This window comes from Streptosporangium sp. H13245, from assembly GCF_055690525.1.
Genome location: NZ_JBSZKT010000046.1, coordinates 30,038 through 46,533 on the forward strand (window position 1 = coordinate 30,038; position 16,496 = coordinate 46,533).

Annotated in this window: 12 protein-coding genes and 1 pseudogene; 6 read left to right on the plus strand and 7 right to left on the minus strand. The window is 72.9% G+C overall.

Annotation, left to right across the window (positions count from 1 at the left end; all coding sequences use genetic code 11):
* Window positions 1-37 precede the first annotated feature (37 nt).
* Window positions 38-271 (plus strand): annotated as a pseudogene (locus tag ACW9TB_RS35740) (transposase); the annotation flags it as partial.
* A gap of 158 nt (window positions 272-429) precedes the next feature.
* Here ACW9TB_RS35740 and ACW9TB_RS35745 read toward each other — a convergent pair.
* Entirely contained in the window at window positions 430-1,317 is an 888-nt protein-coding gene (locus tag ACW9TB_RS35745) for a sulfotransferase family protein (protein WP_472752537.1), read from the minus strand.
* A gap of 30 nt (window positions 1,318-1,347) precedes the next feature.
* Here ACW9TB_RS35745 and ACW9TB_RS35750 point away from each other — a divergent pair, with 30 nt between their 5' ends.
* The 3 genes from ACW9TB_RS35750 to ACW9TB_RS35760 all read left to right on the plus strand — a co-directional run bounded on the left by ACW9TB_RS35750 (window position 1,348) and on the right by ACW9TB_RS35760 (window position 6,281).
* Window positions 1,348-2,274, plus strand: a complete 927-nt coding sequence (locus ACW9TB_RS35750; RefSeq protein WP_472752538.1) for a S66 peptidase family protein — start codon at window positions 1,348-1,350, stop codon at window positions 2,272-2,274.
* Between the two features lie 39 nt (window positions 2,275-2,313).
* Window positions 2,314-3,240: a hypothetical protein gene (locus ACW9TB_RS35755; RefSeq protein WP_472752539.1), complete on the plus strand. Its 927-nt coding sequence runs from the start codon at window positions 2,314-2,316 to the stop codon at window positions 3,238-3,240.
* Window positions 3,241-3,542: 302 nt separating this feature from the next.
* A complete protein-coding gene (locus tag ACW9TB_RS35760) occupies window positions 3,543-6,281 on the plus strand; it encodes an Hsp70 family protein (RefSeq protein ID WP_472752540.1) in 2,739 nt (912 codons plus the stop codon).
* Window positions 6,282-6,345: 64 nt separating this feature from the next.
* Here the strand turns inward: ACW9TB_RS35760 and ACW9TB_RS35765 are convergent, their stop codons facing one another.
* The 3 genes from ACW9TB_RS35765 to ACW9TB_RS35775 are packed head-to-tail and all read right to left on the minus strand — an operon-like array spanning window position 6,346 to window position 9,109.
* Window positions 6,346-6,993 carry a hypothetical protein gene (locus ACW9TB_RS35765; protein ID WP_472752541.1) on the minus strand — a complete coding sequence of 216 codons (648 nt, stop codon included), beginning with the start codon at window positions 6,991-6,993 and terminating at the stop codon, window positions 6,346-6,348.
* On the minus strand, window positions 6,990-7,799 hold the full coding sequence (locus ACW9TB_RS35770) for a hypothetical protein (protein ID WP_472752542.1): 810 nt from the start codon (window positions 7,797-7,799) through the stop codon (window positions 6,990-6,992). Before ACW9TB_RS35770 ends, ACW9TB_RS35765 begins: the two co-directional genes overlap by 4 nt.
* A gap of 17 nt (window positions 7,800-7,816) precedes the next feature.
* Window positions 7,817-9,109 (minus strand): ATP-binding protein, encoded by a 1,293-nt coding sequence (locus ACW9TB_RS35775; RefSeq protein ID WP_472752543.1) that lies wholly within the window; start codon window positions 9,107-9,109, stop codon window positions 7,817-7,819.
* A 733-nt stretch (window positions 9,110-9,842) separates the two neighbouring features.
* On the opposite strand from ACW9TB_RS35775, the gene ACW9TB_RS35780 reads away from it, so the two are divergent.
* A complete protein-coding gene (locus ACW9TB_RS35780; RefSeq protein ID WP_472752544.1) occupies window positions 9,843-10,349 on the plus strand; it encodes a hypothetical protein in 507 nt (168 codons plus the stop codon).
* Between the two features lie 112 nt (window positions 10,350-10,461).
* Here ACW9TB_RS35780 and ACW9TB_RS35785 read toward each other — a convergent pair whose 3' ends face one another.
* Together ACW9TB_RS35785 and ACW9TB_RS35790 are read right to left on the minus strand one after the other, a co-directional pair.
* The gene (locus tag ACW9TB_RS35785; protein ID WP_472752545.1) at window positions 10,462-12,387 is read right to left on the minus strand and encodes a dynamin family protein; all 1,926 of its coding nucleotides are present in this window, start codon (window positions 12,385-12,387) and stop codon (window positions 10,462-10,464) included.
* Window positions 12,388-12,436: 49 nt separating this feature from the next.
* Complete coding sequence (locus ACW9TB_RS35790; RefSeq protein ID WP_472752546.1) at window positions 12,437-14,311, minus strand: dynamin family protein; 1,875 nt, start codon at window positions 14,309-14,311, stop codon at window positions 12,437-12,439.
* 351 nt (window positions 14,312-14,662) lie between these two features.
* Between ACW9TB_RS35790 and ACW9TB_RS35795 the strand changes: the two genes are divergently transcribed.
* Window positions 14,663-15,391: an RNA polymerase sigma factor gene (locus ACW9TB_RS35795; protein WP_472752547.1), complete on the plus strand. Its 729-nt coding sequence runs from the start codon at window positions 14,663-14,665 to the stop codon at window positions 15,389-15,391.
* Between the two features lie 203 nt (window positions 15,392-15,594).
* Here ACW9TB_RS35795 and ACW9TB_RS35800 read toward each other — a convergent pair whose 3' ends face one another.
* Window positions 15,595-16,437: a nucleotide exchange factor GrpE gene (locus ACW9TB_RS35800; RefSeq protein WP_472752548.1), complete on the minus strand. Its 843-nt coding sequence runs from the start codon at window positions 16,435-16,437 to the stop codon at window positions 15,595-15,597.
* Window positions 16,438-16,496 lie beyond the last annotated feature (59 nt).

Sequence of the window (16,496 nt, forward strand, 5' to 3'; positions counted from 1 at the left end):
GCCGATGGTGTTAGATCATGGGGACGTGGACGACCGGTTGAAACGCGATGACCTGACCGACGACGAGTGGGTACGGCTGGCGCCGTTGCTGCCCGCTCACGCCCGGCGGGGAAACCGGTGGGCCGATCACCGCACGATCATCGACGGCGTGTTCTTCCGTACCAGGACCGGCTGCCCCTGGCGCAAGCTGCCGGAGGCGTACGGCAACTGGAAGACCGTCTACAACCGGCACCGCCGGTGGTCGGTGGACGGCACCTGGGAGACGATCCTGGGCACGCTGGGGTCCGGCGACGGCGCAGGCGGGGGTCCGGTGCCCGACGCGGGTCCCGCGGCCGTCACGGCCCGGCCGGGGGACATCCGGCCCGGCGCGACGTTCGAGGTCGCGAACTGGTGACCCGCCCCCGGTGAGGGGGCTCGTACGGCCCGGGGTCAGGACGACGCGTAGCCCAGGCGGGTGAGCTCCTCACGGGCGACCTTGGCCACCAGCTCGGCGTCCTGGCCGCGCAGGCGGCTGCGCCAGACGCCGACCTTCGGCACGCTCCTGCCCAGCAGGGCGATCTTCGGGACCCGCGTCTCCAGGAAGCGGGAGAGCCCGTCCAGGGCCTCGGCGGGGGAGGAGACCAGGTCCTCGTAGCGCAGGGTCAGCAGCTGCTCCTTGGGCAGCTCCTGGTGGAGCGAGGCCGACAGCCGCACCGCGCTGCGCCAGCGCAGCGCGCACTTGCCCGCGGTGGGCATCGCCTTCCAGCGCTCGCGGTGCTCGGCGGAGTTGACGCCGAGGAACGGGTTGGGGAACTCCGTCTCGTCGCTCAGCATGGCCGGTTTGAACCACGTCAGGGAGCCGGGGTCGGCCAGCATGTCGGCGGCCACGTCGCGGCCGTCCCTGATGAGCTGGACGAAACGGGCGTCGGGGAAGGCCTGCAGCAGCACCGAGGCGCTGTAGAGCAGGTCGGGGCTGGCGTCGCCGAAGCGGGCCACGGAACCCGAGGCCACGCAGGGGCCCGCCCCGGTCACGCCGCCCGCCTCCCGGCAGGTGGCCGGGCACTCCTCGCAGGCGCCGGGGAGGATCTGCCAGGACTCGGCCATGGCGTCGCGGAGCACGCGGGTCGCGCCCATGCCCCGTCCCGCGATCGAGGGCCGCCGGGCGAAGGCGTAGACGACGTGCGCCACCGCCGCCCGCCCCATGGTGACGTGGAATCCGGGGGAGCGTTTCAGGGCGCGGGCCAGCAGATCCGCGCCGGAGTGCGGGGCGGCGAGCACGAACACCGGCCTGCGGACCTTGATGCCGTTGACCACCAGGATGTGGGGCGGAGGTCGCATATGAAAGCCCAGTGTGGCACCGTTTGCGGAGTGAACGAACCGGCTGCCGGGATACCGGTCCCGCCTCCGCCGCGTCCGGGCGACACGGTGGCGGTGGTGGCCCCGTCCGGACCTCCCGATTCCGTACGGCTGGCGCGCGGCGTCCGCGTCCTGGAGGGGCTCGGGCTGAAGGTCGTCGTCGGCGCCCACGTCCTCGACAGGGACCGCTACCTGGCGGGCTCCGACGCCGCCCGCGCGACCGATCTGACGGACGCCTGGTGCGACCCCGCGGTGAGCGCGGTGTTCTGCGCCCGCGGCGGCTACGGCGCCACCCGGCTCCTCGGCCACCTCGACTGGGACGCCATGCGGGCCGCCGGTCCCAAGGCGCTCGTCGGCTCCAGCGACGTCACCGCCCTGCACAGCGCGTTCGCCGTGGAACTGGGCGTCGCCTCCTGGTTCGGGCCGATGCCGGCCTGCTCCACGATCAGCGATCCCGAGGGGCCCGAGCCGCGCACCTTCGAGAACTTCACGGCCGCGCTCGCCGGAGCCCCGCCGACGATCACCGGCGACCGGGTGATCGTCCCCGGTGCCGTCACGGCGCCGGTCACCGGGGGTAACCTCAGCCTGCTGGCCGCGCTCTGCGGCACCCCGTACGCGCTGTCGGCGCGGGGCAGGATCGTCCTGCTGGAAGACGTCACCGAGGCCCCGTACCGGATCGACAGGATGCTCACCCAGCTGTTGCAGGCCGGGGCGCTCGACGGGGCCGCCGGGTTCGTCCTGGGATCCTGGACCGACTGCGGCGACCCCTACCCGGTGCTGGAGGAGCTGCTCGCGCCGCTCGGAGTGCCCGTTGTCGCCGGGCTTCCGATAGGGCATGGAAAGCCACAGTTTTCTGTATTGCTCGGGGCACTTGGTGCTATTGATGCAAAATCGTGCTCTCTGGCCTACTCAACAGGGGGCGTCGGCAAGGCACTCTAGGTGCGAACCTAGGAGGAAACCGGCAGGGAGGGCGCACGCGTGAGATTGTTCCGGCGGCACCGTGACCGGCGGACCGAGACGCCGCCGCGTCCGGTCGAAGAGGTCGATCTCGACTCCCTGCTCGCCCTGGTCGCGGACAATCTCGGCTACGCCTGCGCCTTCGATCCCGGCGGCGCGACCCTGACGCTCACCGGCCCGCGCCGGGTCGTGGTGCGGCTCGCCGGGCTGCGCGCCGAGGCGCTCCGGCGCTCCCGCGAGGACTGGCCGATGATCGTCTCCGAGCACCTGTCCCACGTCCTGGCCACGGCGGACGAGCCGTTCGACGCCTGCGACCTGGAGCAGGTCCACCCGCTGCTGCGGACCCGCATCCAGCTCGACGACGACCTCGACCCGGCCCGCGTGGTCGGGCGCCACCTCACCGCCGACCTGGTCGAGGTGCTCACCGTCGGCGACGGCGCCGGGCGCCCGGTCCGCCCCGAGGAGGTCGGCTGCTGGCCGATCACCGCGGCTCAGGCGCTCGACCTGGCCCTGGACAACGCCCGCCAGGACGAACGGCTCTCGGTCACCGAGGGTGACCTCGGCGGGGTGGCGGTCCGCAGGCTGACCGGCCCCACCGAGGGGGCCGCCGCCCACCTGCGCAGGCTGGGCGACTACCTGCCGGTCCCCTCCGACGGCGTCCTCGTCGCCCTGCCCGACCCGGCGACACTGATCGTCCACCCGGTCGAGGGCATCAGCGTGGTCCGCGCGATCGAACGGCTGAGGCTGTTCGCCCAGCGGGAGTTCGACAGGCGGGCCGAGGCGCTCAGCCCGCAGGTCTACTGGTGGCACGGCGGCCGTCTCTCCCTGATCAGGGCCGACCTGGTCAGCCAGGACGGGCAGACCCGGCTGGTGGTCGCGCCCCCGCCGGACTTCGCCCGCGTCCTCGCCGCCCTGGCCGTACGCCCCGACGGCGGCACCGGCGGCTGACCCGCCCTTCCCTGTCGCCGTACGGACGGCACCCGCGCGGGCCTGTCACCGGCGGCGGGCGCCGTGACCCGGCGGCCCCGGACGGGATAAGGTACGCCTGCGCCGACCCCGCGTGCGGCCGGGCCGGTCACACCGGCACCAACGCCGCGATCAATATCAAGAACGCCGTCGGAACGCCGGTGTCAGGACGTGGAGACCTCGGGGTTACCCGGTCTGTGAAGCGTCAACCCCCGCGCGCCGCTCAACCGCGACGGGAGAGTCCCCGGCCTCCGAGCCTGGGAGGAGTTCAAAGAGGAGTGGACATGGCGCAGTGGTGCCTCGGTGTCGATCTGGGGACGAGTTTCTCCGCCGGGGTGATAGCGGCAGACGGGCGCTTCGACGTCCTGGAGGTCGAGGGAGAGCGGCGCATCCCCTCCGCGGTCATGCTGGACGAGCGGGGGACGCTCGTGGCGGGCAGGATCGCCCAGCGGGGCATCGCGATCAGTCCCGAGCGCGTCGAGCGCAACCCCAAGCGCTACGTCGGCCGGGGCCGGATGCTGCTCGGCGGCGTCCCGGTGGACGTGGCCGACGCCCTGGCGGCGCTGCTCGAGCTGTTCGTCAGCGAGGGGCGGCGGCGGTTCGACGGCGCCGAGCCCGACTGCATCGCGCTGACCCACCCGGTGGCCTGGGGCGCCGACCGCAAGGCGGTGCTGCTGGCGGCGGCGAGGAAGGTCGTCAGCGGCGTGCGGATCGCGCTCATCGACGAGCCGGTGGCCTCGGCCCGCTACTTCGCGTCCGCGGGGCGGGCGACCGGCGGCGGCTCGCGGCTCGCCGTCTACGACCTCGGCGGCGGCACGTTCGACGCGGCCGTCCTCACCGTGGACGGCGGCGACTTCGCGGTCGTCGGCGAGCCGGGGGGCAGCGACGAGATCGGCGGCGAGGGGTTCGACGAGCAGGTCTTCGCGTTCCTCGGCGCCCAGATCGAGCGGCTGGACGCCGACTGGTGGCTGCAGGTGACGACCAACCCCGAGCGCCGCTACGTCAGCTACGCCGCCGACCTGCTCAAGATGGCCAGGGAGGCGAAGGAGACGCTGTCGAAGTTCGACACCTCCTCCCACTACGTGGTGGGCATCAACGAGGACGTGCACATCACCAGGGCCGACCTGGAGGAGCTCATCGGCGAGGAGATCGTCAGGACGGTCGACATCCTCGACGAGACGATCCGCGGCGCGGGGGTCGAGTCGGACGAGCTGGCCGCGGTGTTCATGACCGGCGGGCCCAGCAGGATGCCGCTGGTCCAGAAGGCCGTACGCGAGCGCTTCGGCGAGCGGGTCAGGACCTACGACGACCCGAAGATCGTGGTCGCGTACGGCGCCGCGCAGCTGGCCTGGAAGCTCAAGGTCGAGCACCGCGAGCCGGGCCGGGGCACTCCCGCCACCGGAGGCCACCCGGTCCCTCCCGGCGTCTCCGGCACTCCCGGCACTCCCGCCACCGGCGGCCCCCTGATCCCTCCCGGCACTCCCGGCACCGGCGGCTCCCCGGTCCTCTCCGGCCCTCCCGGCACCGGGCAGCGGGCCTTCACCGGCCCGCCGGGACCGCACGCGGACTCCCCGGCCCCCGCGGGCGATCCCGCCGGGGGCCACCGGCCCGCCGGGGCGCCGGTCGCGGGCCCGAGGGCCTTCACCGGCCCGGCGGGCGGTGCCACCGGCGACCACCGGGTGCTCACCGGTCCCGAGGACGGCGCCACCGGCGGTCACCGGGCCCTCGGCGGCCCGCCGGGGAGCCCTGGGAGCCCCGAGGGCGCCGGAGGGGGTACGGCGGGCGGGCCCACGGTCCAGGGGATCGAGAAGGTCATGGACGCCGTGCTCGAGGCACGGGCCGAGGCGGGCCGGGTCTTCGTCCACCAGGCCTTCGACAGCGGCCACCTCCTGCGCAGGCTCGACGGGATCGGGGGCCGCCACGACCGGGAGTTCCGCTTCGGCAGGCTCGTGGAGTGGGACGTCTCCGGAGAGGGCGCCGTGGCCGTGGAGCAGGTGGGGCCCGCGCAGGTGCTGGTCCGCACCCTCACCCCGGACCTGGCCATCCGCGCCACCCACCCGATGCAGATGCAGGGCAACCCGAACGTGATCGTCCACGGCCGTACGGCGTGGGTTTTCTTCCACTCCCGCCAGGCCGTCCCGGTCGACACCGCGATGGGCCTGCCCTGGGGGGAGACCGGCCACCTGGCCATGATCGAGCTCGACCTGGGCGGGACCTTCGCCTTCCAGGCTCCCCAGCCGCGCGAGCTGGGCCCGCACGCCCAGTGGTTCCTCAACGAGGACAACAGGCTGCGACGGCTGCTCGACCAGGAGGCCCCCAGCGGCACCGAGCCGGCGCCCTCGGTGGGCGCGCCGGGCTGCACCGTGGTACTCGGGCAGTTCAGCAGCAACAAGCCGATGTTCCAGAACCGGCACCAGGACTTCAGGCCGTGGCAGGTGCTGTGCCTGGTCGACCCCGGCGGCGTCGTGCGCCCGACGGTGCGCGAGCCGGGGCGCGGCTGGCTGCACCAGGTGGTCCTGCACCGGGGCAGGTGGTTCACCTCGGGATCCGCGGGGCTGGAGGCCGACACCGCCGACGGCAGGACCAGGCTGGTCATGCCGCGTCCCCGGGGCGGCGCGCTGCGCTGGTTCCCCGCGGGCAACCAGATCTACGCGGTCGGCACCGACCAGGTGAGCCCCGCCAGGGGGTGGTCGGTCGGGATCTTCGACCAGCGCTCCCAGACGCTGGAGTTCCTGATGGGCAAGCAGTCGGCGACCCTGGCCGGTCACCTCACCTCGCGGCACCGCTGGGAGCGCCCCAGGTTCGTCGCCGACGGCGACTCGATGTGGATGACCATGCAGGACGCGGGCCGCAGCAGGCTGCTGCACGTCACCCCCGCCGGGGCGCGGGAGGTGCACCGCACGCCGGGGATGTTCGAGCCGGTCGTCCGGGTTCCCACGGGCCTGCTCTGCCTGCACCGCCCCGCCGACGCGACCGGCACCGCCCGCGACCAGCCCGCCACCCTGGTGCACCTGCCGCTTTGACCGCTCTGGCCGCGTCAGGTCCTTCGCGACCGGCGCGGGTACGAGGGGCTCCGGCGGGTGGGAATCACGCCCGCTCGCGTGCCCACGTCCTGAGGGTCACCGAGTCGTCGCCCCAGGGTTCCTCGCTGGGCCGCAGTCTCCGCCAGTCGAAGGGGGGATGCCCCAGGCGGGGATGCCCGCGGTCGTACGCGTGCAGCGCGGCCCAGGCGACGAGGCAGGCCACGATGACGAACTTGCCCGCCGAGGTGGCGAGCGGGTGCTCGCCCAGTGGCGCGGCCAGCCCCGCCGAGGCCGTCACCAGGACGAGCGTGCCGAACACCGGATAGACGACGACCTGGTGCCAGATCTTGGTCGGGGAGGTCGCCTGCGCCACGGTGTAGAAGCCGGCCCGCAGCTCGGCACGCCACTGCCACAGGCCGTAGCACAGCCAGCCTCCGGCCGACGCCGCCAGCGCGGGCGCGGTGCCGAGGAACCGGACGCCGTCGGGGACACCGCCCGGCGCCAGTTCCACCCCCAGGCCACAGGCCAGGCACAGCAGCGGGTCCCCGACGATGAACGCGGCGAACTGTTCCCTCGGCCGGACCGGACGGCGCTCCAGCGTCCAGGCCAGCACCACGTGCGCGCCCGGCGTCAGGGCGAGAGCGGCCAGGAATGCGAGCAGCCCGCCGTGCTCCACGACGAGGGCGAGTGGCTGCGGCCAGGGGGCGGTCACCGCGGGCCTGGCCGGTATCGTCCCCGGACGCCGTCCTTGTCGGACGGCCGGCGGCGATCCCTGTCGCGGATGAGCCTGTGGACCTCGGGGTCCCGGAAGAACCGGAAATGGGTCACCGCGAACGCGTGGATCACGGGCAGCAGGTGTGAGTTGGCCAGCCGGTCGGACGTCGGTATCTCCGGCGGGGCCGGGTGGCGCAGCAGAATCCGCTCCACCTCCCGGATGATCTCGGGTTTCCTGGCGAGGAACTTGTCGATGTTGCTTTTGGAGGTGTGGGCCGCGGTGGACAGGACACGCCGGTCGGAGTACATCGACACCTTCTCCCAGATGTTCAGATCCGTTTCGGTGCTGATGAGCCTGTCGAGGATCGAGCGGCCGTCGCGGGGCGGGCGGTAGCGGTCTCCGGCAAGATCGGGAGACGGCCGCGAGCCCCGTTCGATCAGCTGGACCAGGTTCCGGATCTCCTCTCCGCCGGCCTCCTTGGGAATCAGGGTCAGCGGGTCGTGGAACTGGAAGGCCGCCAGGAGGAAGAGGACGCGGTTGTCCTCGCTGTCGGCCGAGTAGATGACCGACGGTATGCCGGGTTCGGCGAGGTGACGCAGGACGGTCAGGCCCGTCTGCGTGGACATCCGGCCGAAGTCCAGGTCGACGAAGGCCAGGTCGAAGCTCTTTTCCCGCAGGGTGCTCGCCAGAACCTCGGGTGTGAACGCCAGGTCCACCTCGTGCGAGGTTCCCTGCAGCGCCTGTGCCACCGCTTTGCCCGCCTGCAATATGTCGTCGACGACCACGATGCGCATGTTCGTCATCCCTTCCTTTCCGGCCTTTACGGCCTCTCCGGGCCACCGACGGCGACGAGCCGGGTGGAGACGTCCTGCCGGTGCGCCCGCCAGCGCGCCCGCGCCCGCGTTCCGGAATCCGACGGAACCCATTCGATGTCGCCGTTGAAAAGGGTCAGCCATTCGCGCAGGACCGAGAGGCTCCCGTACGGTTCGCCCGCCCTCTCCGCGGCCATTCCGCCCGAGCCGTCGTCCTCCACGACGAGGCACATCTCACCCCCCTCCGCCACGCACGTCGCCCGCACGGTGCCCGCTCCCGCGTTCAGGGCGTTGGTGACCAGGTCGGGAAGGACGCGGCGGGCGATCTGGTAGTCGGCCGACGACAGGGCCAGCCGCGCCGAGTCCGCGTCCACGAAGCACCGCCGGCGCGGAATCGGAGGGAAGATGCGCAGCATGATCTCCCACAATTCCCCGAAAGGGCGCGCTCCCCCTCGGCCGGCCGCCGTCAGGACGTCGCGGCGCATCTCCTCCACGCGCATCATGCACTCCCGGGCCAGGCTTCTGGTCTCGCCGATGTCCGGCGCCGGTTCGTCGACGTACTGCTTGAGCAGGCTCACCGAATTCCTCGCCAGGCTGTGCAGGTCGACGGACGTCTCCTGCTGCCACAGGCGGCGGCTGTCCGACATGTGGCTCACCGAGGCGCGCAACATGACGTCGAAGGCCACCCACAGCGGGAAGTACAGGAGCGGCAGCCCGGCGAGCACGAGATAGGCGGCGACCGGGACCTGCGCCGCGACGTCGTTGTACGGGAACACGCTCGCCAGTACGATGCCGCTGAGGATCAGCGGGATGGCCGGCCGGAACAGCCGCATCCCGGCCGAGGGCGGATGTTCGAGGCTGTACCAGCCGGGGTCGATCACCGCCTGGAGCACGGCCTCCCACACGTAGAGGGTCGCCAGGGTGACCCCGGCCGTCCGTACGGCGGGGTCGAGGCTCTCCAGCGGGAACGGCCCCACGAACAGCCACGTCGCGAGGAAGGCGCCGGCACCCTCGGCCAGCCCCGAGGCGTCCACCGTGGCCCTGCCCGGCGTGCTCGACAGGTGTTCGACGAGGCGCTCGGCCCAGGGGAGCCGCCTGAGGCGCGCGAGCGCGTCCGCGCTGGTGTGCGCGAACGCCAGCAGCACGGCTCCCGCCGCAGGCAGTAGCTGGACGGTGCCGCGCAGCGTGTCCGCGGGCTCCGCCCAGACCAGTGTGCTCCAGATGCCGGCCAGCAGCCCGGCGCGGATCCAGCAGCCGCCCCGCCACAGGGGCTCGGCCGCACGCACCGCCGTGCTGAACATCCCGTGAGCGTCTTCCGGGAACCGATGCACGCTCTCTCCCAGGGTCTTGGTGACTGAGGGATGCTCGACGCCATTCACGATGCCCGTGGAGAACGGATTCGTTAAGAAGAAGTTTCGCATTGTTCCGCACGAACAAGATCGCAACCGTGGCCGCGACATCGATCATCGGACCGATCCGCCGCCGAGACGGACATCTCCTCCTCGAAGGAGTGTGATCGCATTCAGGGAGAGCTGGATTGACGTCATGATCCTGTTATAGCCGTGATCCTGTTATACCGGCCCGGCCGCTTTCGAGAGTATGAAATTTCACCTGTTCGCCGTCCTTTCGAGGGTGCATCTTGAGAGGTGTCCAAGAAGGGCCGGGACGCCGGAGGCGGGCGATCTTCGTCGAGTCTTTTACCCGGTCATCCGTGACGGTGCGGGACATCTCTCCATGCAAAATCCGTCAAAACCGTGGAGGTAGGTGAAGTGGCGTACATAAATCCTTATATCACCTTAATTCGGCCGTCACTCCGACGGCCACCCCGGTAGGACCACCTGTGGAGCCCGCGATCCGCGTTCTCGCGTGAACCGTCTCCGAACGCGGACCGGCCCACCTCGAAGAGGCCGCGCGAATCCAGGTCGTGCGTGATCTCCCCGGTTTCGAACCGTCCCAACGCCAATGCCGGATTTCCCCGCGGACAGTCAGGAGACGCGGGAGCAACCGGTCATTCGAAACGGAGTGACAACCACAATGTTCGGTCTTTCCTTTCTGGCGAACCAGGTCGTCCGGCCTGTCGCCCGCGCCGTCGGAGAAGGCGTCGCGGAGGTCGTTTCCGACGTCTGCGACCTCGACGACTACGACCGCGCCGGCCTCACCAGGGCCCTCGGCACCACCACCGCGATAGCCAGCGGGTTCGCGGTGTCCATCGCGCTGGCGGACGTCACCGGCGGCATCGAGTGCGTCGTCGACGCCGCCGACTCCCTCGACTCCCTGATCGACGGGAGCGATCTCGTCGGCGGCGGTGCCGCCGCCGGCGCCATGGCCTACTACGACCCGACCCCCTCGTACGACTACGGCCCTTCGTACGACCACAGCCCCTCGTACGGGTACGGCTCCGGCCACCACGGCTCACAGCTTCACTTCGGTGAGGCGTGGGCCGGCGAGAAGGTGGATTACTGCCCCACCCATAGCTGCGACGTCATCCGGGGGCCTTCCGGCAACATCTCCTGCTCCTGGGGGCATGAGACCTGGCACTGACCCGCGCCCGGCCCCCGCGGCCCGGCGAGCCTTCGCGCTCGCCGGGCCGCCCTCGCGCCGACGGGAGCGGTCGTCCCTGTTGCGAAGGCCGGCGCGGCCGGGAGGCGCCCGGTCAGGTCGTGGCGGATACCGGTCGTTCCGCGCCCAGGGCGGCCACCGCGGTGGCGAGTTCCTTGCGGAGTTCCCGGCCGCGCGTGGTGAGGGTGGCGATCGCGGCGATGCGGTCCTCACCCGACTTACGAGCTTTGAGACGGTCGGCGGCCGAGCGGGCGGAGGCGGACTTCAGCTCGGCCCGCCTGGTCTCCAGCTCCCTGCGGCGCCGGGCCAGGCTGTCGTCCGCGGTCTGCTCGACGCCCACCCGCCAGGTCGCCACCATCCGTTCCAGGTCGAGCGTCATCTCCCTGGCGACCACCGAGAACTGGTCGCGCAGCGCCCCCCTGATCGCCGCCTGGCTGCGCTGCACCTTCTCCATCGAGCGCCGTCCCATGAAGATGGCCGCCCCGATGGCCGGGGCGACCAGGATGAAGCCCACCGGGCCGAGCAGGGCGGTGGCGAAGCCGCCCAGCGACAGCCCGATCGAGGCCGAGGGCAGCACGTCCCGGATCAGGTCCACGCTGCCCGGGTCGTCCGCGGCCATGTCGCCCTTGACCTGGACCTGCGTCAGGTTGGGCATCGCGCGCCCGTCGGTGGCCAGGTCGACCGGGTCGAGGCCGAGGTCGCGGGCGAAGGCATCCAGCGTGGTCCTGGCCAGCTTCTCCACGTCGTACACGATCTGCGACCAGGCCGCCTCCAGGGAGCGCTGCACGCTCTCCGGCAGTTCCGCCATGTACTGGTCGATCTGCGCCTGCTTCTTCAGCGTGGCGATCGTGTTCTCGTACGGCTGGCGGATCTCGGACACCCGCGCCGCCACGATGCCCGCCACCTCGCGCCCGAGGAAGGTGTTGGCCACCGCGCCCGCCCTGCGGCGCCCCGCCAGCTCGGCGAGCTCCGCCAGACCGGCGTCCACCTCGGCGAGCCGGGTGGTGACGTCGCCCTCGTCGTCGGAGCCCACGGCGACGTCGTCCTTCGCGCCGGTCGCCAGCGAGCCCAGCACCGACAGCGCGGCGGCGACCACCGTGGCGCCCCGCGCGGAGTCCCTGCCCTCGGCGAAGCCGCGCAGGTGCCGCTCCAGCACGTCCATGCCGCTGCGCGCCCGCAGCGTGTCGGCGCGTTCCGTACGTCCCTCGCGCCGCTTGACCTCGGCGGCCTCGGCGAGCTTGGCGCTCACCGGGATCCACGGTGCCTCCAGGAGCGGGGCCAGCGTCGCCGCCCTGCCGGGACTCGCCGCGATCGCCTCGGTGACGAAGGTCCTCAGGCGGGCCTTGTTCTCCTCCTGGAGGGCGCGCCAGTTGGCCGAGTCCTCCACCTTCGTCAGGACGAACGCGATCGCCTGGACGCGTTCGGCGGCCTCGGCGAGGAACTCCAGCTCGTGCCTGAGCACCGGCTGGTCCTGCGCGCTGAGCGTGAACAGCAGCGCGTCGGCCCGTTGCAGCATGGCCACCGTCACCTGCCGGTGGCCGACCGTCAGGCTGTCCACGCCGGGGGTGTCGAGCAGCCGCAGGCCGTCGAGCAGCGGATTGTCGAGCGTGATGTCCACGCTGACGACGTCGCGGCGCTTGCCCGCGTCGCCGCGCATCGAGGCGTAGTCGGGGATCGACTCGACGGTGATCGGCGTCTGGACCGGTCCCGCGTCGGTGCTTCGGTGTACGACGGCGGCCAGCCGGGGGCCGCGCCGCAGCGACAGGAAGCAGTTGGTGGCGACGTCGGCGTCGACGGGGAGCAGGTCGGGGTGGGACACCAGCGTGTTGAGCAGCCGGCTCTTGCCGCGTTTCTGCGCCCCGGCGACCACGATGTCGGTGCACTCGTCCTTCCAGCGGCCCGCGCACGCGGCCAGCACCTCCGCGAGGTCCTTCCTGCCGCACTGCCCGGCCAGCGCGTGGACCTCGTTGGCGTAGCGCAGCAGCCTGGCCACGGGGCCGGTCGGGTCGGGGGTCGTCATGGTCCTTTTCTCCTGTCGGGGATGGTTGCGGGTGTCGGGGGTGCCGTCTTCAGGAACCGCCGTAGTGCGACCAGATGGCCTCGTACGCCTCGCACAGCGTCTCGGCCGCCCGCCGCTGCCGCAGGGAGAGCGGCCGGTGGGTGAGGGTGCGGAACCGGGCGCCCAGGGCGGCGGCGTAGCCCGCGACCTCGGCGCGCGGCGCCCCGGGCGGCGCCCCGAGCTGGGTGGCCAGCTCGGACCCCGCGAGCAGGAGCTCCAGCGCCCGCCGGTCGTCGGCGGGGACCATGGGGGAGGCCCGCAGCGCCTCGATCGCGGCGGGGTCCACGCGGACCGGGGGGAGCGGTTCGCCGCCCCCGGCCCCCGCCCCCTTCAGGGCCGCTTTGTCCAGGGCTGCCTCGTTCAGGGCCGCCTGCTCCAGGGCCACCTCGTCCAGGGCCGCAGAGACGAGGTCCTCCAGGACGGTCAGCACGTCCCTGGCCCGGTGGCCGCCGGTCCTGCCCTCGCTCATCATGGCGAGGGTGCGCCAGCGCATCGACGCCGCCGTGGCCGCGGCGGCGACCTCCGCGGCCGGGGCTTCGGCGGGCAGGCCGAGCTGCTCGGCGGGCTCGTCGTGGCGGGCCAGGCGCAGCAGCTCCGCGGTCATCTCCTCGTTCAGTACGAGCGTGCCCCGGCCGAGCGCCTCGGCGGCGGTGAAGATCCGCAGGCCGCCCAGGGAGGTCGCGATCGGCCGGTTCTCGTCGAGCTGGGCCGCCAGCGCGTCCAGGGTGGCGCGGTCGGCCCCCAGCGCGGGCGTACGGGCGATCGCGCGCAGCCGGGTCAGCGCGTCGAGTGCCTTCAGCTGGTCGGCGCGGCGGGCGAAGTGGGCGATGCCCGCGGCCACCGAGCCGGTCGCGGCCCGTCCCGCGGAGGAGTAGCCCGAGCGCTCCAGCAGGTGGGCGGCGAGCGCCTCGGGATCGGCGGTCCCGGTCGAGCGCACCGCGTCCACCGCGCTGGTGATGCCGTAGCGGTGCAGCCGTTCCACCAGCCGGTGCCGTACCTCGGCGGGCACGGGCAGTTCGGGCGCCGAGCGGAAGTCGTCCAGGTCCAGGAGGTAGTCCTCCAGGTCGTCCTCGTCGAGCCCGGCCAGCGCCGCCACGGCCGCGGCCTCCTCGATGCCCAGCGGGCGGGCCCGCGCGGTCTCGGCCAGCAGGCCGATCACCGGGACCACGTCGAAGACGGAGGTGCGCAGGTCCTCGTAGCCCTTGGCGGCGAGTCGCCTGGCGGTCGGCCACGGGTCGCCCTCGTCGCCGCGCCGGTCGACCTGGCCGAGTACGGCGAGGGTGTTGACGCAGCTCATGCCGCAGGCGTCGGTGAGCCCGCGGAACTCGGCGAGGGTGGTGTCGTCGAACTTCTGGACGTAGCGCAGCACGTAGATCATCGCCTGCGCGCGGTCGTCCTCGTCGCCCGAGCCGAACAGCATGCTCCTGGCCGCCCGCTCGTTGGCGACCGTCACCGTGTTCATGCCGGGGGTGTCGACGATGGTGATCGTGCGCAGCGACGGCAGGTCCAGCGTGACCCGCAGGCGCCGGATCCGGGCCACGTCGACGCCGAACTCGGCGGGGAGCCGGTGTCCGGGCAGCAGCCGGGAGTGGGCCACCCCGCCGTCGGTGAGCTCGACCGTGATGTGGCCGTCGTCCTCGCCGTACTCGTACTGGGTGACCACGAAGGTGCACTCGCCCGCGTCCACCGGGGCGACGGGCAGCCCGAGCAGCGCGTTCACCAGCGTCGACTTGCCGCTGCTCACCGCGCCCGCCACCGCGACCCGCAGCGGCGCGTCGAGTCCCGCGCGCACCTGCCTCACCCGTTCGCGCAGCTCGGCGCCGGAGAGCCTGGCCGAGGTGGTGTCGCACAGGCGGCGCAGCAGGTCCGCGGGCCCGGCGTTCACGCGTCACCGTCCCGGCCGCCCGGTGTGTTCCCGAGGGCGGGTACGCGGGCCGGGCCGTCCGGCGGAGGCGTCTGAGCGAGCATGTCCGGGATCTTCTCCTCGGGTGGGTACGGGAGCTCGGTGGGAGCGGGTGCGAGTACGGGGGCGGGGGCCGGGCGTGCGGCGGGAGGTGAGGGTCCCGGGAAGGAACGGGCACGACTAGGCGCGTTTGTCGGGTTTATCAATCTTTTTCGTATTTAGCCTGAATCCAGCATTGTTACGGTCCAATATCAGGACGTGGTGCCCCGTGACGGGTATTCGCGGTTCGTGGTGTCATTGGCTGATTTTTCGCCCGGGGAGAATGGACAGCCGATGACGACCGGGTCGCCGAGCACCGCCGTCGCGGACGTCACGGAGCACGTTCTTCCCGCCGCCGGGACGCGGACGGGCGGGGAGAGTCCGTCGCCCGTGAAGGTACGGGCGAACGGGGAGGCACCGCTGCTCACGGAGCCGCGAGGGGGACAGGACGACCTGCTCGCGGAAGCGTGGGTGGGTGAGGGCGACCCGCTCATGGAGGCGTGGGCGGGTGAGGACGATCTGCTCGCCGGGGCGCGGGCCGGTGACGAGGCCGCCTTCCGTGCGCTCTGGGCCACCGCGCAGCGCCAGGCGTTCGGCGTCTGCCACCGGCTGACGGGCAACAGGGCCGACGCGCTCGACGCGCTCCAGGAGACGCAGCTCGCGGCCTGGCGCGGCCTGGCCGCCTTCGAGGGCAGGGCGTCCTTTCGCGCCTGGGTCCTCGTCATCGCGCGCAACGCCGCGCGCACGGTGGTGCGGCGCCGTTCTCCCGGCGGGGTGCTCTTCGCCGAGGTGGACGAGGACTCGGCCGTCGTCGAGTCGTTCGAGGACTCCGTCGCCCGCCTGGCCGACCTGCGCCGCGCGCTGGCCGCGCTGCCGCCCTCCCAGCGGGAGGTGCTGCTGCTGTGGGCGGGCGGCCTCACCTACGAGCAGGTGGCGGCCTCGCTCGGGGTGCCGCTCAACACGGTGAGGGTGTGGATCCACCGGGGCAGGCTGCGGTTGCGGGCCGGGCTCGCCGAGGGCTGACCGTCCCGCCGCCCCGCCCCCGGCGGGTGCCAGGAACCTCGCGCGGGCCCCTCCCGCGACCGGGCGTCGCCCCCTCGCCGTACCCGCGGTGGGGCGGGCCGGATGTCGCTCCCCTCGTGCCGTACTCGCCGTGGGTGCCGGTGTGGTGCGGGCCGGGCGTCGCTTCCCTCGTGCCGTACTCGCCGCTGTGCGGGCCGGGTGTCTCATCGGTCCGTTCCTGGGCCCGGTGACCCGTGGCGGTAGACGACGACCTGCGGTACGCGGATCACGCGCCCGCCGTCGGCGTATCCCCGCCGGACGGTCTCGGCCACGATGTCGTGCAGCTCGGGGCGCTCGGCCGCCTCGGTGCCGAACGCCTCGTGCAGGCGCGGGTCGAAGCGCTGCCCGTCCGCGACGATCTCCCGGATCCCCGCGCGGTTCAGCGCCTCCAGCAGCGTCCCGGCCAGCCGGGGGTGCCGTTCGGCGAGCTGGTCGCGGTAGCCGACGCAGGCCGTCACCAGCGCCTCGCGCCCCGGGTGGTCCGCGAGGAGTCGTTCCACCTGCTGCGTGAGCGCGGCGCTGATCCCGCTCGCCGCGACCTCGGCCAGCGCCCCGGCCAGCGGGTCCGCCGCCGGATCCGCCGGTGGGACGGACGGTGGAGCGGGCGGCGGGGCGGCGTGGCCCGCGCCGGGCCGCCCCGGTGCGGGTCCCGCCCCGCCCGCCGGGAACGGCGGCATCCCCGGGGGTACGGGGTCCGCCCGCCAGGTGCCAGGAAGGGGGGCACGGGGGGCAGGACGGCGGTTGCGGTGCCACAGGTACAGGCCCACGGCCACCACGGCCAGGGCGCCCGCCGCCACCGCGAGCACCAGGGGCGGCGGGAGGAATCCGAACGGCGTCCCGACCGTGACGGATCCCGTCTCCCCGGGACTCAGGGGGCGCACGCCGCCGTCCCGCAGCGGTGCCGACGGAGCGCCGACCGCCTCTCCTCCGAACCCCGTCACCGCGCCGCAGCCGGTCAGCGCCGGCCAGGCCAGGAACAAGGGAAGGAACGCGCGTCGGTCCCTCATCGCAAGCCTTCCTCGTCGGCCGCCCGTGTGACCCGGATCCGGGTCTCCCCCTCGGTGAG